The following is a 19,625-nucleotide window of genomic DNA, read 5'->3' on the forward strand; positions in this document are numbered from 1 at the left end:
AACCCTATCGTGCCCGGCCATGGCTGCCGCCGTCCGTCTGGAACAGCGGCATCAGCTCGCCGAGATGGTGAAGTTCCACCGTCTTGAGGGGCGTGTCGCCACGCCCGGCGCTTCGTCTAGCCGGAATGATGGCCGTTGAAAACCCCAGCTTTGCGGCTTCCTTGAGGCGCGTGTCGGTCTGGCTGACCGCGCGCACCTCGCCGGACAGTCCGATCTCGCCGAACACCACGGCGTCGGCCGGCACCGGCTCGCCGGTCAGCGACGACACCAGCGCCGCCGCCACCGCCAGATCGGCCGCCGGCTCGCCGATGCGCAGGCCGCCGGCCACGTTGAGGTAGACGTCGTTGGCGCCGATCTGCACGCCGCAGCGCGCCTCCAGCACCGCCAGCACCATGGCGAGGCGCGCCGAGTCCCAGCCCACCACGGCGCGGCGCGGCGTGCCGAGCGGCGAGGGCGCCACCAACGCCTGCACCTCCACCAGCACCGGGCGCGAGCCCTCCATGCCGGCGAACACCGCGGCGCCCGACACGTCGCCGCGCCGCTCCGCCAGGAACAGGGCGGAGGGGTTCGCCACCTCCGACAGGCCGGCGTCGCCCATCTCGAACACACCGATCTCGTCGGTCGGGCCGAAGCGGTTCTTGACGGCGCGCAGGATGCGGAACTGGTGGCCGCGCTCGCCCTCGAAATACAGCACCGTGTCCACCATGTGCTCCAGCACGCGGGGGCCGGCGATCATGCCTTCCTTGGTGACGTGGCCGACCAGCAGCAGCACGACGCCGCGCCGCTTGGCGACGCGGATCAGCTCCTGCGCCGAGGCACGCACCTGCGCCACCGTGCCCGGCGCGCTGTCCAGCGTGTCGACGTACATGGTCTGGATGGAATCGATGACGATGATTCCCGGACAGTCGCTGGCGTCCAGCGTGGCGACGATGTCGCGCACGTTGGTGGCCGAGGCCAGATCGACCGGCGCCGAGACGACGCCTAAGCGCTGGGCGCGCAGGCGCACCTGATCCACCGCCTCTTCGCCCGAGACGTAGGCGCAGCGCCAGTCCTGCGCCAGCCGGCCGACGGCCTGGAGCAGCAGGGTGGACTTGCCGATGCCTGGATCGCCACCGATCAGCACCGCCGAGCCCGGCACCAGCCCGCCGCCGCAGACGCGGTCGAACTCGGCGATGCCCGTCATGCGGCGCGGCGCCGGTTCCGACGCGCCGGTCAGGCCGACGAACTCCAGCCGGCGACCCTTTCCCACGCCCAGTCCCTTGGGCGCTGAGTCGGGGGCCGCTTCTTCGATCATCGTGTTCCATCCGCCGCAGGCGTCGCAGCGTCCGGCCCATTTCGGGGAGACGGCGCCGCACGACTGGCAGACATAGCGAGAGGTTGGCTTTGCCAATGTCGTGGAGTTCTGGATGTGTTGCGGAGCACAATATATAGCATGCCCAGTCCCCGTCTCCTATGGGGCAAGGAAAGGTGATTTCATGTCGTATGAGCCGCGCGGGTACGCGACCGACACGGAAGGGCGGCAGGTTCCGCTGCACGGGCCGGAGGGGTTCGAGGGGATACGCCGGGCCGGACGGCTGGCGGCCGAGACGCTGGACTTCATCACTCCGCACGTCGTGCCGGGGGTGAGCACCGGTGCCTTGGACAAGCGGATCGAGGGGTTCATGCGCGACCACGGCGCCATCCCCGCGACCATCGGCTACAAGGGGTATCCGGCGGCGAGCTGCATCTCGCCCAACCACGTGGTCAACCACGGCATTCCCAGCGACGACAAGCGTCTGGCGGACGGCGACATCGTCAACATCGACGTGACGGTGATCCTCGACGGCTGGTACGGCGACAGCAGCCGCATGTTCTTCGTCGGCAATAAGATCGGCGTGAAGGCCCGCAAGCTGGTGGACCTGACCTTTGAGGCCATGATGGCCGGCATCGCCGCCGCCAAGCCCGGCAACACGCTGGGCGACGTCGGCTACGCCATCCAGAGTCTCGCCGAGGTCAACCGCTTTTCGGTGGTGCGCGACTTCGGCGGGCACGGCATCGGCCGTGTCTTCCACGATGCGCCGCACGTCGATCATTTCGGCGAGCCGGGGCAGGGGATGGCGCTGGTCCCCGGCATGGTCTTCACCATCGAGCCGATGCTGAACGCCGGCCGTGCCGACGTGAAGATCCTTGCCGATGGCTGGACCACGGTGACCCGCGACCGCTCGCTGTCGGCGCAGTTCGAGCATCAGGTCGGCATCACCGAGGACGGTTGCGAGATCTTCACCCTGTCCCCCGCCGGCCTCGCCAAGCCCCCTTACTGACGGAGCCCCGCTCGTGCCGAAGGACCTGAAGCCCTGGGCGGTGGCGGCCAGCCGCGACCTGCTGGACGCGTCGCCGTTCCTCAAGGTGCGCGTCGAGGCCATCGACCTGCCGGACGGCCGGCGGATCGAGGATTACTACCAGCTCGACATGCCGTCCTTCGCCTGCATCTACGCCGAGACCGAGGACGGCCGGGTCATCACCTACCGCCAGTACCGGCACGGGCCGAAGCGAGTCTGTCTGGTCTTCCCCGGCGGCCACGTGAACCCCGGCGAGGACCCGCTGGAGGCCGCCAAACGCGAACTGCTGGAGGAGACCGGGTTCGCGGCGGCGGACTGGCAGGATTTGGGCGGCTACACGGTGAACGCCAACCAGGGCGGAGCGGTGTCGCACATGTTCCGCGCCACCGGCTGCCGCAAGGTGGCGGTGCCGGACTCCGATGACCTGGAGGAGACCGAAGTGCTGTTCCTCACCCGCACCGAACTTCTGGCCGCGGCGGGGCGCGGCGAGTTCCCGCTGCTGACGCAGATGGCGCTGCTGGCGATGGTGACCAACGCGGAGTTGGCGGGGCGGCTGTAACCCCTACAGCGCCCGGATCTGCATCTGGATCGGCCCCTCGGCGCGGCCGTGGACGAACTGGTCCACATGCGCGTTGCCCGAGTTGTCGATGTCCTTGGCGTGCCCGGTCCAGATGATCTTGCCCTGGTAGATCATGGCGATGCGGTCGGCGATCTTGCGGGCCGAGGCCATGTCGTGGGTGATCGTCACCGCGGTCGCGCCGAGGTCCTTCACGCACTTCACGATCAGCTCGTTGATCACGTCGGCCATGATCGGGTCGAGGCCGGTGGTCGGTTCGTCGAAGAAGATGATCTCCGGCTCGTCGGCGATGGCACGGGCCAGCGCCACGCGCTTCTGCATGCCGCCCGACAGTTCGGCCGGCGACAGATCGCCCACCTCCGGCGTCAGGCCGACAGCGCCGAGCTTGGCCATGGCGATGTCCCTGGCCTGCGGGCGCGGCATGTGCTCGCCCTGGATCAGGCCGAAGGCGACGTTCTCCCACACCTTCAGGCTGTCGAACAGGGCGGCGCCCTGGAACAGCATGCCGAACTTGTGCAGCAGCTTCTCGCGCTCGCGCGAGCGGAGCTTGGTGGTTTCCTGGCCGTCCACCTTGATGGAGCCGCTGTCGGGGTGCAGCAGGCCGAGGATGCACTTCAGCATCACCGACTTGCCGGTGCCCGAGCCGCCGATCACCACGAGGGATTCGCCGCGCCCGACCTCCAGGTCGATGCCGTTCAGCACCACCTTGCGGCCGAAGCGCTTGTGAACGTTCCGAAGGGCGATCTTCGGCGTGGCGTGGGGCGGCGTGTTGTGGGGGTGCGTGTCGGTCATTTGGTCGAGAAGAACATTCCGGTGATCAGGTAGTTGAACACCAGGATGAGGATCGAGGCCGCCACCACCGCGTTGGTGGTCGCCTGACCGACACCTTGGGCGCCGCCGCGCGACTTGTAGCCGAAATAGCAGCCCATCAGCGAGATGACGAAGCCGAACACCGCCGCCTTCACCAGACCGGAGATGACGTCGACCGGTTCCAGGAACTGCCAGGTGCGGGTGATGTAGGAGGACGGGTTGAAGTCCAGCCGGTAGACGCTGACCAGAAAGCCGCCGAACACACCGATCACGTCGGCGACCAGCACCAGCAGCGGCAGCATCGTCGTGCCGGCGATCAGGCGCGGCGCCACCAGATACTTGAACGGGTTGGTGGACAGCGTGGACAGCGCGTCGATCTGCTCGGTCACGCGCATGGTGCCGATCTCGGCGGCCATGGCGGCGCCGATGCGGCCCGCCACCATCAGCCCGGCCAGCACCGGCCCCAGCTCACGGGTCACCGACAGCACCACGACGGTGGCGATGGCGCCCTCCGCCTGGAAGCGCGAGAAACCGGAATAGCTTTGCAGCGCCAGCACCATGCCGGTGAACAGCGCGGTCAGGCCCACCACCGGCAGCGAGTAATAGCCGATGTCGATCATCTGCCGCAGGATCTGGCGCGCGTACAGCGGCGGCCGCAGGCAGTGCGAGACCGACCGGCTGGTGAACATGGCAAGCTGCCCGGTCGCTTCCAGAAAGATCAGGAAGGTACGACCCGTCGCGGCGAGAAAATCCATCAGGCAGTCCCAACATAGGCGCGGTGATAGCGGGGACCCAGCGACGTCAGGATCTCATAGCCGATGGTGCCGGCCTCATCCGCCACGGTATCCACCGGGCGGTTCGGGCCGATCAACTCAACCAGAGCGCCGGGCACGGCGGCGCCTTCGGGCAGTGCGGTAACATCCACGGTGATCAGATCCATCGAAATCCGCCCGACCACGGGAGCCGGCACACCGCCGACGAACACGTTCCCGCGCCCGCTGAGCGTGCGCGGGTAGCCGTCTGCGTAACCCACTGCAATGGTTGCAATTTTGCCTCTCCCCGCAACGCGGTGAGTGGCACCGTAGCCAACGGTCATAGGGCTGTCAACGGTGCGGACCTGAAGGACCCGCGCGTCGAGGCGCACCGTCTGCCGCATGGGGTTCGGTTCGCCCGGCGTCGGGTTCACTCCATACAACGCGCAGCCCGGCCGCGCGAGGTCGAAGTGATAGGCGGGGCCGAGGAAAATCCCCGATGAATTGGCGAGGCTGGCCGGTGCTGCCGGCAGCCGGGCGAGCGCCAGACGGAAACGGCCGAGCTGCTGCGCGTTCATCGGCGTATCGGCTTCAGCGCAGGCGAGGTGCGTCATCCACAGCCGCACCGCCATGCCCTGGAGCCGCTCGGGCTCTGCGGCGAGGTGGTCCAGTTCGTCCGGGCCGAGGCCGAGTCGGTTCATGCCGGTGTCGATGTGCACCGCGGCCGGCAGCGCCGCGCCGCGCGCGCGCCCGAACGCCGTCCACACCTCGATGTCGCCGAGATGATTGAGCACCGGCACGATGCGCCGCACCGCGAACTCCGGCGCGCTGCCTCTGGGCAGGCCGCCCAGCGACAGGATCTCCGCGTCGGGCAGCACGGCGCGCAACGCCACGGCCTCCTCCAACTGCGCGACCACGAAGGTCTCACAGCCTGCGGCGTGCAGGGCAGGGGCGACGCGTGCGGCGCCGAGGCCGTAGGCGTCCGCCTTGACGACGGCCGAACAACGCGCCGGCCCGACCCGGTCGCGCAGCAGCCGCCAGTTGGCGGCCACCGCGTCCAGATCGATGGTCAGCATCGCGCCGGCGCGTTCCGCGGGGTCACTCGCCGGTGTCGTGTTCATCATGCTGGGTGTCGAGGTCGCCGAACCGGGTGTATTGGCCATCGAAGTAGAGTCGCACGCTGCCGATCGGGCCGTGACGCTGCTTGGCGATGATCGCTTCCGCGGTGTTGTGCACCTCGGCGTAGCGCTTCTGCCAGTTGGCGTAACGGTCGTTGTACTTGTCTTCGGTTTCTTCCGGCCGGCGAGCCGGCTCGGCACGCTCAAGATAGTACTGTTCGCGGTAGACGAACATGACCACGTCGGCGTCCTGCTCGATCGAGCCCGATTCACGCAAGTCGGAAAGCTGCGGCCGCTTGTCCTCGCGCTGTTCCACCGCGCGGCTGAGCTGGGACAGCGCCAGCACCGGCAGATCCAGCTCCTTGGCGATGGCCTTCAGGCTGCGGGTGATCTCCGAGATTTCCTGCACGCGGTTCTCCGCACCGCGCGTCGAGGTGCCGCGCAGCAGCTGGAGGTAATCCACCACCACGAAGCCCAGCCCGTGCGTGCGCTTCAGGCGCCGGCATCGGGTGCGCACGGCGGCCACCGACAGGGCGGGGGTGTCGTCCACGAAGAACGGCACGCGGGCCAGTTCCTGGCTGGCCTGGATGAACTTCGGGAAGTCCTCGTTGCGCAGGTCGCCGCGGCGCATCTTGTCGCCGGACACCTCGGCCTCGCCCGCGAGAATACGGGTGGCGAGCTGTTCGGCCGACATTTCCAGCGAGAAGAACCCGACGCACGCCCCCTCGGAGCCGTTGGACCTCATGTGCGCCTTGGCGGCGTTGAAGGCCATGTTGGTGGCCAGCGCCGTCTTACCCATCGACGGGCGACCGGCGAGGATGAGCAGGTCCGATGGGTGCAGGCCGCCCAGCTTGCGGTCGAGGTCGCGCAGGCCGCAGGTGACGCCGGTGACGTGGCTGGAGCGCCGGAACGCCGCCTCCGCCATGTCGATGGCGACCTTCAGCGAATCGTTGAAGGCGATGAAGCCGCCCTGCACGTCGCCGGTGGAGGCGAGGTCGAAGAGCTGCTTTTCCGCCTGCTCGATCTGCTCCATGGCGCCGGAGTCGAGGTCGTGCTCGTACGCCTCGTTCACCATGTCCGTGCCGACTTCGATGAGCTGGCGGCGCAGGAACAGGTCGTGGATCATCTTGCCGTAGTCGGCGGCGTTGATCACCGTCACCACGCCGGCCGCGAGCCGGATCAGGTAGCCGCCGGCACCGCCCTCTTCCGCCGCAAACTCCGGGTCCTTTTCGAAATAGGCTTTGAGGGTCACCGGGTTGGCGACCTGACCGCGCTCGATCAGCTTGGCGATCGCCTCGAAGATCTTCCGGTGTCCGGGGTCGTAGAAGTGCTGCGGGCGCAGGAATTCGCCGACGCGCTCGTAGGCCTTGTTGTTGACCAGAATGGCGCCGAGCAGCGCCTGTTCGGCCTCCTCGTTGTGCGGGGCGGTGCGGTACTCGGGCGTGGCCTGAGGCAGCGCCGAGGCGCGCACGGCGCTGCCGTCGATGATGCGGGGTTCGAAGGGGGCGGAGGGCTTGTTGTCCATAATCGGCACTCTACCAAACGGCTGCGCCGGGGGCCTGTGCCAAGCGTGGAGGGCTCCCCCAAAAACCTGTGCACAACTTTTATCCACAGGCGCAGAAGATCGGGGATAATTTCGATAATTTCAACGCAATCAGGCGCTTGCGCGGCCCCGTTCACGTGGATCCGCAGCCGCCTTCAGGACACGTTCGGTGTCGAGCATGTAGTCGCGCGTCAACGGCACCGCGCCAACCGAGCGTGCCAGCTGGATCTGCATGACCATGTGCCCCTGGTAGCGAAAGGCGATCTCGGCGCCGGCCAGATAGAACTCCCACATGCGGCAGAACCGCTCATCGTAGAGGCGGGCCGCCTCGTCGCGCCGCGCCAGGAAGCGCTCGCGCCAGTGCCGCAAGGTCTGGGCGTAATGCAGGCGCAGGATTTCCACGTCGGTGGTCCACATCCCGGCGCGCTCGATACAGGGGACGACCTCGGACAGGGCCGGTGAGTAGCCGCCGGGGAAGATGTACTTGCGTAGCCATGGGTTCGTAACCCCCGGCCCTTCGCCGCGGCCGATGGAGTGCAGCAGCGCCACGCCGTCGTCGGCCAGCAGACCGCGCACCGTGTCGAAGAAGGCTCCGTAGTGCGGCACGCCGACGTGCTCGAACATGCCGACCGAGACGATCCGGTCGAATCGCCCGGTCACCTCGCGATAGTCGCGCAGTTCGAAGCGCACGCGGTCCGAAAGCCCGGCCGAATCGGCGCGCTGCCGCGCCACTTCCAGCTGCTCCTTCGACAGTGTGATCCCGGTAACCCGCACGCCGGCATGCTTGGCGAGGTACAGCGCCATACCGCCCCAGCCGCAGCCGATGTCCAGCACGTGGTGGCCGGGGTGCGGCAGCAGCTTGGCGGCGATGTGGCGCTTCTTGGCTTCCTGGGCCTCGTCCAGTCCCATGCCCGGCTCGGCGAAGTAGGCGCAGGAGTATTGCAGGTCGCGGTCGAGGAACAGCTCGTAGAGGCGGCGCGACAGGTCGTAGTGGTGGGCGACGTTGCTGCGCGCGCGGTGCATCGGGTTGTTCTGCTCGACATAGCGCAGCAGCGGCGCCAGCCGGTCGCGGAGTGGCCCGACGACCCCATCCACGTTGACCCCATCGGACAGGACCACCAGCAAATCGTAGAGGCTGCCACCCTCGACGGTGAGGCGGCCGTCCATGTACGCCTCGCCGAAGCTCAGGCGCGGCGTCAGCACCAGTTGCCGGTGCAGCGCGCGGTCGTGCAGGCGAAGCGTGATCTTCGGATCATCCGGCCCGAGTCGGTGCGAGCGGCCGTCGGCGTCGACCAGCGTCAAGGAGCCCCTGGTGAGCGCGGCGTTCAGCAGACGGGCCAACAGCATGCCATCCTCCTCTTTTGAAGAGGCTGGGATCGGCGGCAAGCCTGGGGAAGGGGGGTGCCGTGGAGCGTCCGGCGAACCGGCTGACTCTTTCGCCATCAATCGAAAGGCAATGGCGCAAAAATCGGAAAGCCGCCCAACCCCCTTGCGGGAGCGGGCGGCATCCGGACGAGCGTGACGACGCGTGGGAAGGATCAGGCCTCTTCGGCCTCGTCCTCGGACGCGGCGTTGGCGGCAGCCTCTTCCTCGTCCTCGGCGTCGCGCAGATCGGCGGCGGTGACCATGGCGCCGCGCTGAGCCTGAAGCTCGGCCTCTTCAACCGAGCGCGCGACGTTGACCGTCACGTTCTGGCTGACTTCCGGGTGCAGCACGATGCGCACCGGGAACAGGCCGAGCGTCTTGATCGGCTGCTCGATGGCAACCTGGCTGCGCTCGATCTTCACACCGGCGGCGCTGACTGCCTCGGCGATGTCGCGGTTCGACACCGAACCGTACAGCACGCCGCTCTCACCCGCCTGACGGGTGATGACGACCGACAGGCCGCTCAGCTTCGGCGCGACGGCCTCGGCATCCTTGCGGCGCTCGAGGTTCTGGGCCTCGAGGTAGGCGCGCTGCTTCTCGAAGTGCTCGAGGTTCGCCTTGCTGGCGCGCAGAGCCTTCTTCTGCGGCAGCAGATAGTTGCGGGCGAAGCCGGCCTTGACCTTGACGATCTGGCCCATCTGGCCGAGCTTCTCGACCCGCTCCAACAGAATAACTTCCATCACTCGTCCTCCTGATCGGGGCCGACGCGTGCCCAGCGGCGGCGCAGCCCAATCCATTGCTCGATCACGCCCAGGCCGATCATGAAGAGGATCGGCCAACCGAAGAGAAACAGGAACAGGTAGAACCCCACGAGGAGCGCCACCTTGGCCGTCTGGCGGTGGGCGAAGGCGTGCACCACGGACAACCCGGCGAGGCCGAACGGCAGCGACAGCACCAGCGCCACATTGAGCGCCAGGAAGTCCAGCCCGTCCGGCAACACCAGCGCCGCGGCGCACACGCCCGCGAACACCAGCACCACCCACCCCGGCAGCTCCAGCTCGGTCAGTCGCATCGGCGGACGCCGATTGCGGCCGAACCGCATCAGGAGCCCCTGCGCCAGGGCCGCGTTGACGATCGTCATGACAAGCCATGAGACCACCACGAGACCCGGTAACGCCGGAGCCATCCAGAACGCGTTGGGCGGCGGGGGTGTCTCCCCGGGTCCGGCGAACCGCTGGGCCATGCCCTGCAAAGTCCGCCGCACCAAGCCCTCAAGCCCGCCCGGTTCCCCCAGCGCCAGCACCACGGCGGCGAAGAACGCCGCGATGCCGAAGCCGGTCAGACCGAGCAGGAGCAGTCCCGGCGGGTACCACTCCACACCACCCTTTTCGTTCTGCCGGGCCAGCAGCGCCTGACGGGCCACGAAGGCCGCCGGCGCCGCACCCGTCAGGACGTATCCCAGCGGCCCTACGAGGCTGCCCGTGGCGGTCAGCACCAGCGCCGCACCCACCACTCCGGCGATGCCCGTGGCGGCGAAGCCGAACCACAGACCGACCAGAAGCAGCGGCAGCGGAGCGAGGTAGCCGAGGATCAGCGCACCGACGCCGGCGAATACCACCGACACGTACAGGAGCGCGCTGACCGCACCGCCCCCCAGGGCAGCCATCAAGGCCGTTGGCATGGGGGTTTCCTAATCCTCGACGGCCCTTTCGGGCTTACTTCACCACGTACGGCAGGAGCGCCAGGAACCGGGCGCGCTTGATGGCGCGGGCCAACTCACGCTGCTTCTTCGTGGAGACCGCGGTGATGCGGCTCGGCACGATCTTGCCGCGCTCCGAGATGAAGCGGGACAGGAGCTTGACGTCCTTGTAGTCGATCGCCGGGGCGTTGGCGCCGGAGAACGGGCAGGTCTTGCGGCGGCGGAAGAACGGACGGCGCGCGCCGCCACCACCCGAACGCGGGGCGGCTCCACCAGTGGTCTGCTTGTCGCTCATCAGGCGATCTCCCCTTCAGCGGCCTGCGGCTGCTCGGAACGGCGGGGCGGGCGCGGCCCGCGGTCATCGAAGCGGCGGGGGCCGCGATCGCCACGGTCACCGCGGTCGCCGCGCTCACCACGCTCGCCGCGGCTCTGCATCATCGCGGACGGGTTGGCGTCCAGCTCGTCGACGCGCACGGTCATGTACCGCAGCACATCTTCGTTGATGCTCATGTTCCGCTCCATCTCGATGACGGCAGCGGCCGGCGAATCGAGATTGAAGAGCACGTAATGGCCCTTGCGGTTCTTCTTGATCTTGTAGGTGAGCGTCTTCAGACCCCAGTGCTCGGTCTTGGAGACCTCGCCGCCATTGTCGCGAATGATCTGGGCGAACTGCTCGGCGAGCTGCTCGGCCTGCGCGGCCGAAATGTCCTGGCGTGCAATCAGCACGCACTCATACAAAGCCATACTACTCCCCATGGCTGTTCATGGTCCGGCGCTGTTCCAGGCTCCATCTCGGAGTCGGGCCAGCCGCCCGGGCCTAGCCGGCGCGCGAACGCACGTCGGCAAGGAGTTGCGAAGGCGGGGACTATACACAGATGGGGGACGAAAGAAAGCGCTTTAGGACAGGGGGTGTGGAAAGGCTCGTCCGCAGCGCCCGGATATATCCCGGATATATACAGATCGCGCGCGCGTAGCGAGCCGCGCCGGGCGGTCGTACCAAGCATCGCTTGACTTGTGGCATTCCGCGCGTATGACTGTCGCCCACTTCCCGGCGGCGCATTCGGCGTACCGCCTCAGCACACGGGTTTTCGCAGACATGACCAGGGCGTTCGTCTTTCCGGGGCAGGGCAGCCAAGCCGTCGGCATGGGCCGCGAGCTGGCCGAGGCGTTCGAGATCGCCCGCCAGACCTTCGAAGAGGTGGACGACGCGCTGGAACAGCGCCTGTCGCGCCTGATGTTCGAAGGTCCCGAGGCCGACCTGACCCTCACCGAGAACGCCCAGCCGGCCCTGATGGCCGTCAGCGTCGCGGTGCTGCGCGTGCTCCAGCAGCAGGGCGGCATCGATCTGCGCACCCACGCGACGTTCGTCGCCGGCCATTCCCTTGGCGAGTATTCGGCGCTGTGCGCCGCGGGCGCCATCTCGCTGCCCGACACGGCGCGCCTGCTGAAGCTGCGCGGCCAGTCCATGCAGAAGGCGGTTCCGGTGGGCAAGGGCGCCATGGCGGCCTTGCTTGGCGCCGACCTGGAGCAGGCGCAGGCCATCGCGGCCGACGCGGCTGAAGCGCAGGTGTGCACCGTCGCCAACGACAACGCAGCGGGTCAGGTGGTCATCTCCGGCAACGCCGAGGCCATCGACCGCGCCATCCTCATCGCCGCCGAGCGCGGCCTGAAGCGCTCCGTCCGCCTGCCGGTGAGCGCGCCCTTCCATTGCCCGCTGATGCAGCCGGCCGCCGATGCCATGGAGGAGGCGCTGGACAAGGTGACCGTCAACGCCCCGGCGGTGCCGCTGGTGGCCAACGTCACGGCGTCCGCCGTCAGCGACCCGGCCGAGATCCGCCGCCTGCTGGTCGAGCAGGTGACGGGCTTGGTCCGCTGGCGCGAGAGCGTCCTTTACATGAAGGCGCAGGGCGTGGAGTCGCTGGTCGAGTTGGGCGCCGGCAAGGTGCTCGCCGGCCTCGTCAAGCGCATCGACAAGGAGGTCGCCGCGGTGTCCGTGGGCACGCCGGCCGACGTCGAGACCTTCCTCAAGTCCCTGTGAGGCATTCCATGTTCGATTTGACGGGCAAGTGCGCCCTGGTCACCGGCGCGTCCGGCGGCATCGGGGCGAGCATCGCCAAGGCTCTGCACGCGCAGGGCGCCACCGTGGCGCTGTCCGGCACCCGCGTCGAGGCGCTGGAAAAGGTCGCGGCCGAGCTGGGCGGTGAGCGCGTGAAGATCACGCCCGGCAATCTGTCGGACACCGCCGCCACCGACCAGATCATCAAGGACGCCGAATCCGCCATGGGGCAGATCGACATCCTGGTGAACAACGCCGGCCTGACGCGCGACCAGCTTGCCATGCGCATGAAGGACGACGATTGGTCGCAGGTGCTGGACGTCAACCTGACGGCCGCCTTCCGCCTGTCGCGCGCCGTGCTGCGCGGCATGATGAAGCGCCGCTGGGGGCGAATCATCGGCATCACGTCGATTGTCGGCGTAACCGGAAATCCAGGGCAGGCGAACTACGCCGCCTCGAAGGCCGGCATGATCGGCATGTCCAAGGCACTGGCGGCCGAGGTCGCCTCGCGCAACATCACCGTTAACTGCGTGGCGCCGGGGTTCATCACCACGGCCATGACCCACGCGTTGAACGACGACCAGAAGGGAAAGCTTCTGGGTTCCATTCCCGCCGGCCGCATGGGCGAGCCGACGGAAATCGCCGCCGGGGTCGTTTACCTGGCGAGTGAAGAGGCCGCCTATATCACCGGCCAGACGCTGCACATCAACGGCGGCATGGCAATGATCTGAGCGGTCGACGCGAAGAACAGGACGGCGGCATTTCCAGCTCCCGCGGGCGCTGGTCAAGGCTGCCGAAATGTGTTATCGGACGGGGCTTTCACGGCAGGACGACACGCAGAGGCGTGGCACGGGCCGCCGGATTCGCCCTAGCGGTCTCAAGGATTTTGGAAGGTCGAACATGAGTGACATCGCCGAGCGCGTGAAGAAGATCGTTGTGGACCACCTGGGGGTCGAGGAAGCGAAGGTGACGGAGAACGCCTCCTTCATCGACGATCTCGGCGCCGACAGCCTGGACACGGTCGAGCTGGTCATGGCTTTCGAGGAAGAGTTCGGGTGCGAGATCCCCGATGACGCCGCGGAGAAGATCCTCACCGTGAAGGACGCCATCGACTTCATCAAGGCGAACGCCGCCGCCTGATAAGGCGCAGCGACGACAGCACTGCACATCGAGGGCAGCCAGGCACCGCACGGGCGGACGCCTGGCCGTCCGAGCTTCGAGATTACGAAAGGTCAGGAACCCCCCATGAGACGTGTCGTCGTCACCGGCCTCGGTCTGGTCACGCCGCTCGGCGTCGGTCACCGTCACAACTGGGAACGGTTGATCAACGGCGCATCGGGCATCCGTGGGATTACGTCGTTCGACGTTTCCGACCTGGCGTCCAAGATCGCCGGTACGGTCCCGCGTGGCACCGCCGACGGCGAGTTCGACGCTGACGCTACGGTCCCGCCGAAGGACCAGCGGAAGATGGATGACTTCATCCTCTACGCCATCGGTGCCGCCAACGAGGCGGTCAAGGATTCCGGCTGGGTGCCGCAGACCGACGAGGAGCGCGAGCGCACTGGCGTCATGGTCGGCTCCGGCATCGGCGGCCTGCCCGGCATCGCCGAGGGCGCGGTCACGCTCCACGAGCGCGGCGCCCGGCGCATTTCGCCGTTCTTCATCCCGGCCTGCCTGATCAATCTGGCCTCCGGTCACATTTCGATCCAGCACGGCTTCAAGGGTCCGAATCACGCGGTGGTGACCGCCTGTTCGACCGGCGCGCACGCCATCGGCGACGCTGCCCGGCTGATCATGTGGGAAGACGCCGACGTCATGGTCGCCGGCGGCACGGAAGCTGCCGTCAGCCGCCTGGGCGTCGCCGGCTTCGCCGCCATGCGCGCGCTGTCCAGCGGCTTCAACGACACGCCCGAGAAGGCCTCGCGTCCCTACGACAAGGACCGCGACGGCTTCGTCATCGGCGAGGGTGCCGGCGTCGTCGTTCTGGAAGAGCTGGAGCACGCCAAGAAGCGCGGCGCGCACATCTACGCCGAAATCATCGGCTACGGCATGTCGGGCGACGCCAACCACATCACGGCCCCGGCCGAGGATGGCAACGGCGGCTTCCGCTCCATGCGGATGGCGCTGAAGCGCGCCGGCCTGTCGCCCGCCGACATCGACTACATCAACGCGCACGGCACCTCGACGCCGCTGGGCGACGAGATCGAGCTGGGAGCGGTGAAGCGCCTGTTCGGCGCGGATATGGACACGGTCGCCATGTCGTCCACCAAGTCGGCCATCGGCCATTTGCTGGGCGCAGCCGGTGCGGTCGAGGCGATCTACTCGATCAAGGCGATGAACCACTCCATCGTGCCGCCGACGCTCAATCTCGAGAACCCCTCGGAGAGCTGCCTCGGCGTCAATCTGGTGCCGAAGGTGGCGCAGGAGCGCAAGGTGCGCGCTGCGCTCTCCAACTCCTTCGGCTTCGGCGGCACCAACGCATCCTTGATCTTCAAGGAATTCGCGTAAGGAGGCAGCCATGGGGTGGGGCCTCCGGATAACGGCCGGGGCGCTCGCCGTTGCCACGCTCCTGACCGGAGCGGCTGTGTGGGGGGGCCTGCGTCTGGTGGCGCCGGGCCCGCTCACCGAACCCGTCACCGTCGTCATTCCCCGCGGCAGCGGGCTGGAAGCCGTGGCGATCACGCTGGCCGATGCCGGCGTGGTCAGCTCGCCGCTTCTGGTCGTCTTCGGTGCCGGGCTGAGCGGCTCGGTGCGTGACCTGAAGGCGGGCGAGTACGCGTTCGCGCCGGGCATCAGCATCGAGGAGGTGCTGGAGCAGATGCGGCGCGGCCGCACGGTCGTGCACCGCCTCACCGTGCCGGAGGGGCTGACCTCGGCGCAGATCCTCGCCCTGCTGGAGAAGGAGCCGGTGCTGACCGGCGCCGTGCCGCAGCGCCCCAAGGACGGCAGCCTGCTGCCGGAAACCTACAATTTCTCCTACGGCGACACCCGCGAACAACTGGTCGAGCGCATGCAGCGCGCCATGACGCAGGTGCTGGCGGAGGCGTGGAAATCCCGCGACAAGGACCTGCCCTACAAGTCACCGGAGGAGGCCTTGACCATGGCCTCCATCGTCGAAAAGGAAACCGGCGTGGCGGCGGAGCGGGCGCGGGTGGCCGGGGTGTACGTCAACCGGCTGGGCACCGGGATGCGGCTGCAATCCGACCCGACGGTGATCTTCGCGCTGACCGATGGATCGGGGGAGTTGGGCCGGGCGCTGACGCGGGCCGATCTGCGCACCGAGTCGCCCTACAACACCTACGTGGTGACCGGGCTGCCGCCGGGGCCGATCGCCAATCCGGGCCGGGCGTCCATCCTCGCGGCGCTGAAACCGGAACGGCACGAGTTCCTGTACTTCGTGGCGGACGGTTCCGGCGGGCACGCCTTCGCCAAGACTCTCCCGGACCACAACCGCAACGTGGCGCGCTGGCGCGACGTGCAGCGCCGTCAGGGCGGCGAGCCTGTACCGAACGCCGACTGAGCCTGCGACCTTCAGCAACTTGCGCGACCCGATCGGATTGCGGCACCATCAGCGGCGCAGAAGTTCCCCTGCGCAATGCCCCCGGAGGAGAGATGAGCCAGAACGTCGAACAGCGCATCCGTGATCGCGCCTACGCGATCTGGCAGGAGCAAGGCTGCCCGGAGGGCTGCGATTACGAACATTGGCTAAAGGCCGAGCAGGAAGTCGCCGCCACGGCGACGGCCCCGAAAGCCGCCAAGAAGGCCACCGGCAAGGGGGCTGCAGCTCCGGCTGCCACCGAGCGCAAGCCCCGCGCGCGAAAGGCGCCGGTCACGGCCTGACCCGGAAAGGCAGCGGACCTTCTTCGTAAAGCAATCCCCGCGCATCACCGCGGGGTTCAGGCGGCGTTCGAGACCGCGACGACGCCGGCCATGGCGCCGTAATTCTTGCGCGCAGCGCGCATGGACTCCAGCGATTCCCTCAGGCTCTCCTCGGCGAAGCCGGGGGGAAGCTGGTTCAGCTCCTTCTGGGTCATGTCGATGAAGGTGTCGAGCAGGCGAGCGTGAATGCGGCAGGCCTTGCGAACCTCTTCGGCAACCATCGGGGAAGCGGACATTTCCAGTGCTCCTGTTCGCGGGGTTTGAGAGTGTTGCGCTTGTGTCCATTGGCGCTTATCGCGGTTAACAAACCCTTTAAAGGTTTGGGTGCTGAAAGTAATCTTTGGGGGTAATCCGTTCTAAATGCTTCCTAAACACCGCCTGTGTTAGGAATTGGACATTCGAATGTGGCGTATGCTGCGCTGAGTGTCGCGGTCACGCGGAGTGCTTCAATGTATGCCGCGAAAAATGTGATGGATGGCGCTTTTGGTCTTCGCTTTATTGCCATCTACGCTTCGCGATGCACGAAGGCCTTATTGGGTTGGGCTTCGCAAGCGCTCGACCCAACCTAATAAAGCCTTGTAAAATCAACGGCTTCAACGCCGCAGTTCACGCTCGAGGTTGAGTTCGGCGCGGCCACCGTGCAGGCGCGCGCGGTAGACCAGCATGGCCTCCATCACCCGCTGCACGTAATTGCGCGTCTCGTAGATGGGGATCAGCTCGACCCAGTCCACCACGTCCACGCTGGCGCCGCGCGGGTCGCCGTAGCTGTTGAGCCACTGGCTCACCCGGCCCGGCCCCGCGTTATAGGAAGCCACCGCCAGCACATACGAGCCGCTGTACCGGTCGATCATCTCGGCGATGTAGGCGGAACCCAGGCGGACATTGTACTGCGGGTCGGAGATCAGCTTGCCGTGCTGGTGCTTCTTGATGCCCAGCTTGTTGGCGACCAGTTGCGCGGTGCTGGGCATGAGCTGCATGAGCCCGCGCGCCCCGGCCGAGGAGATAATGTTCGGGTTGAACGTGCTCTCCTGGCGGATCAGCGCGTGCACCAGCGCCGGCTCCGGCGTGCCGTTGCCGTCTGTGTGGATCACCGGATAGCCGGCCTCCACCAAATAGATCTCGCTCTGCGCGGCGTCCTTGGCGGCGGCCACGGCGAGGTCGGGCCGGTGCAGTTCGCGCGCCAGCCGGGCGGCCAGCGCGTAGTCCTCCGGCTCCTTTGACTGGAGGCTGATGCGGCGCAGGAAGGCGCTCACCCGCTCGTCCTCACGCCCTTCGATCTCGACCAGCATGCGGACGGCGCGCACCACCTCGCGCCGTTCGAAGGCAGCGGCCTCGGCCTGTTCGACCTTGGGCTCGGAGGGCAGGCGCACGTGGGCGTTGCTGTCCAGCTTGTGGGCGGCGAGCTGGCCGTAGAAGGTCGTGCCGTACGGCGACGCCTTGGCGTACCAGTCGCGCGCGTCCTCGCGCCGGCCCAGCGCCTCGCTGGCGCGGCCGGACCAATAGGCGCCGCGCGCCTTGCTGATGGGCGCCGTCACCGACCGGTAGAGTTTCTGGAAATGGCCGAACGCCTCGGTCGGCATGTCGAGGAAGCGCAGCGCCACGAAGCCGGACAGGAACTCCGCCTCGGCGTAGCTCGTCCCCTCCGTCAACCCATGCCCCTTAGCGAGCGAGTAGGCGAGCTTGAAGTCCTGCCGTTCCAGCGCGCGCCGCGCCAGGATGTGGCGCTCCGTCCACCACAGCGCCGGGCGGCCGAGCTTGGCGGGCTGGTGACGCAGGATCTCCAGCGCACCATCGTCGTCGTTGTGCTTGCGGCGGTAGCGCAGGCGTTCATACAGCAGGCCCGGATCGTCGCGTAGCGACTCCGGCACCTTGGCGACGGCGGAATCGACGTTGCGGTTTTCCTCGTACAGCCCGATGCGCGCCTCGATCAGCGCGTCCCAGCCGGCATCGACCAGCGGCAGCATGCGCTTGGCCGGTCCCTCCTGATGGTCCCACAACAGGCGGTCGACGCGGGCGATGTGGTCCTGGCGGCGCAGGTGATCCCTGTAACGGAACAGGAAATCCTGCTCCTCGCCGTTGTTGAAGTTGGTGTCGGCCCAGCGCTGGCGGATCAGCCCCAGCGCCTTGTCGCGCTCGCCGTTCAGCAGCAGCGTGTCGGCGTAGCGCATGAAGCCGTCGTTGGACAGCGGCGGGTACTGCTTGAACCACGCGATGGTCTCGCTCGGGCTCAGGGCGGCGTCGCCCATGGCCCCCTCGGCGGCGCGGCGCAGCGCCAGCTGGCCCGGCCAGTCGGGGTTCTCGCGCAGGAAGGCCGAGACCTCCTGGAAGCTACCGCCCTGCGGCGCCTGCAACTTCATCCAGCGGATGATCTTGGCCGGCAGGCGGTCCTTGGCGGCCGACGCGATGCGCAGCGCATCCTCGTGCCGGTCGCCGTCGGCGGCCTTGAAGGCCTGTTTGTAGGTGGCGAGATCTTGTTGCGTCAGCGTCCCGGCCGCCACCGGTGCTGCAATGAGCATCAGGGATGCGTACAGGGCGGCAATAAGGGGCCGGGCGCTCTTGCCCGGCACTCGCAGGGCGGCTAAGGTGCGCGTCGCTTTTTTTGTTGTCGGATGGAGGTGGTTGACATGTTCCACGGTTCGAGCGTCGCGCTCTTGACCCCGTTCAAGAATGGAAAAGTCGACGAAGCCGCCTTCCAGTCCTTTGTCGAGTGGCAGGTTGCCGAGGGCACGCACAGCCTGGTTCCCTGCGGCACCACGGGCGAGTCCCCGACGCTGACCCATGAGGAGCACGACCGGGTGGTCGAGCTGTGCATCGAGGCGGCGGGCGGGCGCGTGCCGGTGATCGCCGGCGCCGGATCCAACTCGACGGATGAGGCGATCCGCCTCGCTCGTCATGCGAAGAAGGCGGGCGCGCAGGCGGCCCTGGTGGTCACTCCCTACTACAACAAGCCGACGCAAGAGGGTCTCTACCAGCATTTCAAAGCGATCCATGATCAGGCGGATTTGCCGATCCTCATTTACAACATTCCCGGCCGCAGTGTCGTGGATATGTCTGTGGCCACGATGGCCCGGCTGGCCAAGCTGCCGAACATCGTGGGCGTGAAGGACGCGACCGCCGATCTGGCCCGCCCGTTGCGCACCCGCACGGTGATCGGCCCGGATTTCTGCCAGCTCTCGGGCGAGGACGCGACGGTGGTGGCGTTCCTGGCGCAGGGCGGGCATGGCTGCATCTCGGTGACCGCCAACGTGGCACCGCGCCTGTGCGCCGAGCTGCACAACGCGTGGCGCAAAGGTGACTTCGCCACGGTGGAACGGATTCGCGACCAGCTGATGCCGCTGCACGACTCGATGTTCGTCGAGACCTCGCCGGCCCCGGTGAAGTACGCCGCCAGCCTGCTGGGCAAGTGCCTGGACGAGGTGCGGCTGCCGCTGGTGCCTGTCGGCGACGCCGCGCGCGAGACCATCCGCGAGGCCATGAAGAAGGCCGGCGTTCTCTCCTGAACGCCGGT

The 19,625-nt window shown here is 67.6% G+C and carries 21 protein-coding genes; 9 read left to right on the top strand and 12 right to left on the bottom strand.

Going from position 1 to position 19,625, the window contains the following annotated elements; translation table 11 throughout:
* Window positions 1-4: 4 nt before the first annotated feature.
* Window positions 5-1,390 carry a DNA repair protein RadA gene (gene radA / locus ACSVDD_RS01330; RefSeq protein ID WP_448187487.1) on the bottom strand — a complete coding sequence of 462 codons (1,386 nt, stop codon included), beginning with the start codon at window positions 1,388-1,390 and terminating at the stop codon, window positions 5-7.
* Between the two features lie 85 nt (window positions 1,391-1,475).
* Here radA and map point away from each other — a divergent pair, with 85 nt between their 5' ends.
* Together map and ACSVDD_RS01340 are read left to right on the top strand one after the other, a co-directional pair.
* A complete protein-coding gene (gene map, locus ACSVDD_RS01335) occupies window positions 1,476-2,300 on the top strand; it encodes a type I methionyl aminopeptidase (RefSeq protein WP_448187488.1) in 825 nt (274 codons plus the stop codon).
* Window positions 2,301-2,313: 13 nt separating this feature from the next.
* Window positions 2,314-2,877: an NUDIX hydrolase gene (locus ACSVDD_RS01340; protein ID WP_448187489.1), complete on the top strand. Its 564-nt coding sequence runs from the start codon at window positions 2,314-2,316 to the stop codon at window positions 2,875-2,877.
* Between the two features lie 3 nt (window positions 2,878-2,880).
* Here ACSVDD_RS01340 and ACSVDD_RS01345 read toward each other — a convergent pair whose 3' ends face one another.
* From ACSVDD_RS01345 to rpsF, 9 genes are all read right to left on the bottom strand, one after another.
* Complete coding sequence (locus ACSVDD_RS01345) at window positions 2,881-3,687, bottom strand: ABC transporter ATP-binding protein (protein WP_448187490.1); 807 nt, start codon at window positions 3,685-3,687, stop codon at window positions 2,881-2,883.
* Window positions 3,684-4,460, bottom strand: coding sequence for an MlaE family ABC transporter permease (locus tag ACSVDD_RS01350; RefSeq protein ID WP_448187491.1), 777 nt, complete (start codon window positions 4,458-4,460; stop codon window positions 3,684-3,686). Before ACSVDD_RS01350 ends, ACSVDD_RS01345 begins: the two co-directional genes overlap by 4 nt.
* Window positions 4,460-5,578 carry an alanine racemase gene (gene alr / locus ACSVDD_RS01355; protein WP_448188493.1) on the bottom strand — a complete coding sequence of 373 codons (1,119 nt, stop codon included), beginning with the start codon at window positions 5,576-5,578 and terminating at the stop codon, window positions 4,460-4,462. Before alr ends, ACSVDD_RS01350 begins: the two co-directional genes overlap by 1 nt.
* Complete coding sequence (locus tag ACSVDD_RS01360; protein ID WP_448187492.1) at window positions 5,556-7,100, bottom strand: replicative DNA helicase; 1,545 nt, start codon at window positions 7,098-7,100, stop codon at window positions 5,556-5,558. Before ACSVDD_RS01360 ends, alr begins: the two co-directional genes overlap by 23 nt.
* A gap of 129 nt (window positions 7,101-7,229) precedes the next feature.
* The gene (locus ACSVDD_RS01365) at window positions 7,230-8,465 is read right to left on the bottom strand and encodes a class I SAM-dependent methyltransferase (RefSeq protein ID WP_448187493.1); all 1,236 of its coding nucleotides are present in this window, start codon (window positions 8,463-8,465) and stop codon (window positions 7,230-7,232) included.
* A 191-nt stretch (window positions 8,466-8,656) separates the two neighbouring features.
* Window positions 8,657-9,223, bottom strand: a complete 567-nt coding sequence (gene rplI / locus ACSVDD_RS01370) for a 50S ribosomal protein L9 (protein ID WP_448187494.1) — start codon at window positions 9,221-9,223, stop codon at window positions 8,657-8,659.
* A complete protein-coding gene (locus tag ACSVDD_RS01375) occupies window positions 9,223-10,164 on the bottom strand; it encodes a DUF2232 domain-containing protein (RefSeq protein WP_448187495.1) in 942 nt (313 codons plus the stop codon). The genes rplI and ACSVDD_RS01375 overlap by 1 nt, the downstream gene beginning before the upstream one ends.
* Before the next feature lie 34 nt (window positions 10,165-10,198).
* Window positions 10,199-10,477 carry a 30S ribosomal protein S18 gene (gene rpsR, locus ACSVDD_RS01380; protein ID WP_448187496.1) on the bottom strand — a complete coding sequence of 93 codons (279 nt, stop codon included), beginning with the start codon at window positions 10,475-10,477 and terminating at the stop codon, window positions 10,199-10,201.
* Window positions 10,477-10,926, bottom strand: a complete 450-nt coding sequence (gene rpsF / locus ACSVDD_RS01385; protein WP_448187497.1) for a 30S ribosomal protein S6 — start codon at window positions 10,924-10,926, stop codon at window positions 10,477-10,479. Before rpsF ends, rpsR begins: the two co-directional genes overlap by 1 nt.
* Before the next feature lie 352 nt (window positions 10,927-11,278).
* On the opposite strand from rpsF, the gene fabD reads away from it, so the two are divergent.
* From fabD to ACSVDD_RS01415, 6 genes are all read left to right on the top strand, one after another.
* On the top strand, window positions 11,279-12,220 hold the full coding sequence (gene fabD, locus ACSVDD_RS01390; RefSeq protein ID WP_448187498.1) for an ACP S-malonyltransferase: 942 nt from the start codon (window positions 11,279-11,281) through the stop codon (window positions 12,218-12,220).
* Window positions 12,221-12,228: 8 nt separating this feature from the next.
* Complete coding sequence (fabG, locus tag ACSVDD_RS01395) at window positions 12,229-12,969, top strand: 3-oxoacyl-ACP reductase FabG (RefSeq protein WP_448187499.1); 741 nt, start codon at window positions 12,229-12,231, stop codon at window positions 12,967-12,969.
* A gap of 169 nt (window positions 12,970-13,138) precedes the next feature.
* A complete protein-coding gene (locus ACSVDD_RS01400; RefSeq protein ID WP_109118966.1) occupies window positions 13,139-13,378 on the top strand; it encodes an acyl carrier protein in 240 nt (79 codons plus the stop codon).
* Between the two features lie 105 nt (window positions 13,379-13,483).
* Window positions 13,484-14,746 (top strand): beta-ketoacyl-ACP synthase II, encoded by a 1,263-nt coding sequence (gene fabF / locus ACSVDD_RS01405; protein ID WP_448187500.1) that lies wholly within the window; start codon window positions 13,484-13,486, stop codon window positions 14,744-14,746.
* A 10-nt stretch (window positions 14,747-14,756) separates the two neighbouring features.
* Window positions 14,757-15,758 carry an endolytic transglycosylase MltG gene (gene mltG, locus ACSVDD_RS01410; RefSeq protein ID WP_448187501.1) on the top strand — a complete coding sequence of 334 codons (1,002 nt, stop codon included), beginning with the start codon at window positions 14,757-14,759 and terminating at the stop codon, window positions 15,756-15,758.
* A gap of 92 nt (window positions 15,759-15,850) precedes the next feature.
* Window positions 15,851-16,078 carry a DUF2934 domain-containing protein gene (locus tag ACSVDD_RS01415; protein WP_448187502.1) on the top strand — a complete coding sequence of 76 codons (228 nt, stop codon included), beginning with the start codon at window positions 15,851-15,853 and terminating at the stop codon, window positions 16,076-16,078.
* 56 nt (window positions 16,079-16,134) lie between these two features.
* On the opposite strand, the gene ACSVDD_RS01420 is transcribed toward ACSVDD_RS01415, so the two are convergent.
* Both ACSVDD_RS01420 and ACSVDD_RS01425 read right to left on the bottom strand, forming a co-directional pair.
* Window positions 16,135-16,353 (bottom strand): hypothetical protein, encoded by a 219-nt coding sequence (locus ACSVDD_RS01420; RefSeq protein WP_448187503.1) that lies wholly within the window; start codon window positions 16,351-16,353, stop codon window positions 16,135-16,137.
* A gap of 357 nt (window positions 16,354-16,710) precedes the next feature.
* The gene (locus tag ACSVDD_RS01425; protein WP_448187504.1) at window positions 16,711-18,633 is read right to left on the bottom strand and encodes a lytic transglycosylase domain-containing protein; all 1,923 of its coding nucleotides are present in this window, start codon (window positions 18,631-18,633) and stop codon (window positions 16,711-16,713) included.
* Between the two features lie 108 nt (window positions 18,634-18,741).
* Between ACSVDD_RS01425 and dapA the strand changes: the two genes are divergently transcribed.
* The gene (gene dapA / locus ACSVDD_RS01430) at window positions 18,742-19,617 is read left to right on the top strand and encodes a 4-hydroxy-tetrahydrodipicolinate synthase (protein ID WP_448187505.1); all 876 of its coding nucleotides are present in this window, start codon (window positions 18,742-18,744) and stop codon (window positions 19,615-19,617) included.
* The last annotated feature ends 8 nt before the right edge of the window (window positions 19,618-19,625 follow it).

The sequence above is a fragment of the Azospirillum terrae genome (assembly GCF_053470425.1).

What these genes read in the sequence shown, in the direction of transcription:
- ACSVDD_RS01350 (WP_448187491.1), bottom strand. Translation starts at nt 4,460, where the DNA reads ATGGATTTTCTCGCCGCGACGGGTCGTACCTTCCTGATCTTTCTGGAA.
- mltG (WP_448187501.1), top strand. Translation starts at nt 14,757, where the DNA reads ATGGGGTGGGGCCTCCGGATAACGGCCGGGGCGCTCGCCGTTGCCACG.
- fabD (WP_448187498.1), top strand. Translation starts at nt 11,279, where the DNA reads ATGACCAGGGCGTTCGTCTTTCCGGGGCAGGGCAGCCAAGCCGTCGGC.
- map (WP_448187488.1), top strand. Translation starts at nt 1,476, where the DNA reads ATGTCGTATGAGCCGCGCGGGTACGCGACCGACACGGAAGGGCGGCAG.
- fabG (WP_448187499.1), top strand. Translation starts at nt 12,229, where the DNA reads ATGTTCGATTTGACGGGCAAGTGCGCCCTGGTCACCGGCGCGTCCGGC.
- ACSVDD_RS01415 (WP_448187502.1), top strand. Translation starts at nt 15,851, where the DNA reads ATGAGCCAGAACGTCGAACAGCGCATCCGTGATCGCGCCTACGCGATC.
- rpsR (WP_448187496.1), bottom strand. Translation starts at nt 10,477, where the DNA reads ATGAGCGACAAGCAGACCACTGGTGGAGCCGCCCCGCGTTCGGGTGGT.
- ACSVDD_RS01400 (WP_109118966.1), top strand. Translation starts at nt 13,139, where the DNA reads ATGAGTGACATCGCCGAGCGCGTGAAGAAGATCGTTGTGGACCACCTG.
- ACSVDD_RS01345 (WP_448187490.1), bottom strand. Translation starts at nt 3,687, where the DNA reads ATGACCGACACGCACCCCCACAACACGCCGCCCCACGCCACGCCGAAG.
- rplI (WP_448187494.1), bottom strand. Translation starts at nt 9,223, where the DNA reads ATGGAAGTTATTCTGTTGGAGCGGGTCGAGAAGCTCGGCCAGATGGGC.
- ACSVDD_RS01375 (WP_448187495.1), bottom strand. Translation starts at nt 10,164, where the DNA reads ATGCCAACGGCCTTGATGGCTGCCCTGGGGGGCGGTGCGGTCAGCGCG.
- fabF (WP_448187500.1), top strand. Translation starts at nt 13,484, where the DNA reads ATGAGACGTGTCGTCGTCACCGGCCTCGGTCTGGTCACGCCGCTCGGC.
- rpsF (WP_448187497.1), bottom strand. Translation starts at nt 10,926, where the DNA reads ATGGCTTTGTATGAGTGCGTGCTGATTGCACGCCAGGACATTTCGGCC.
- ACSVDD_RS01420 (WP_448187503.1), bottom strand. Translation starts at nt 16,353, where the DNA reads ATGTCCGCTTCCCCGATGGTTGCCGAAGAGGTTCGCAAGGCCTGCCGC.
- alr (WP_448188493.1), bottom strand. Translation starts at nt 5,578, where the DNA reads ATGAACACGACACCGGCGAGTGACCCCGCGGAACGCGCCGGCGCGATG.
- ACSVDD_RS01365 (WP_448187493.1), bottom strand. Translation starts at nt 8,465, where the DNA reads ATGCTGTTGGCCCGTCTGCTGAACGCCGCGCTCACCAGGGGCTCCTTG.
- dapA (WP_448187505.1), top strand. Translation starts at nt 18,742, where the DNA reads ATGTTCCACGGTTCGAGCGTCGCGCTCTTGACCCCGTTCAAGAATGGA.
- ACSVDD_RS01360 (WP_448187492.1), bottom strand. Translation starts at nt 7,100, where the DNA reads ATGGACAACAAGCCCTCCGCCCCCTTCGAACCCCGCATCATCGACGGC.
- ACSVDD_RS01425 (WP_448187504.1), bottom strand. Translation starts at nt 18,633, where the DNA reads ATGCTCATTGCAGCACCGGTGGCGGCCGGGACGCTGACGCAACAAGAT.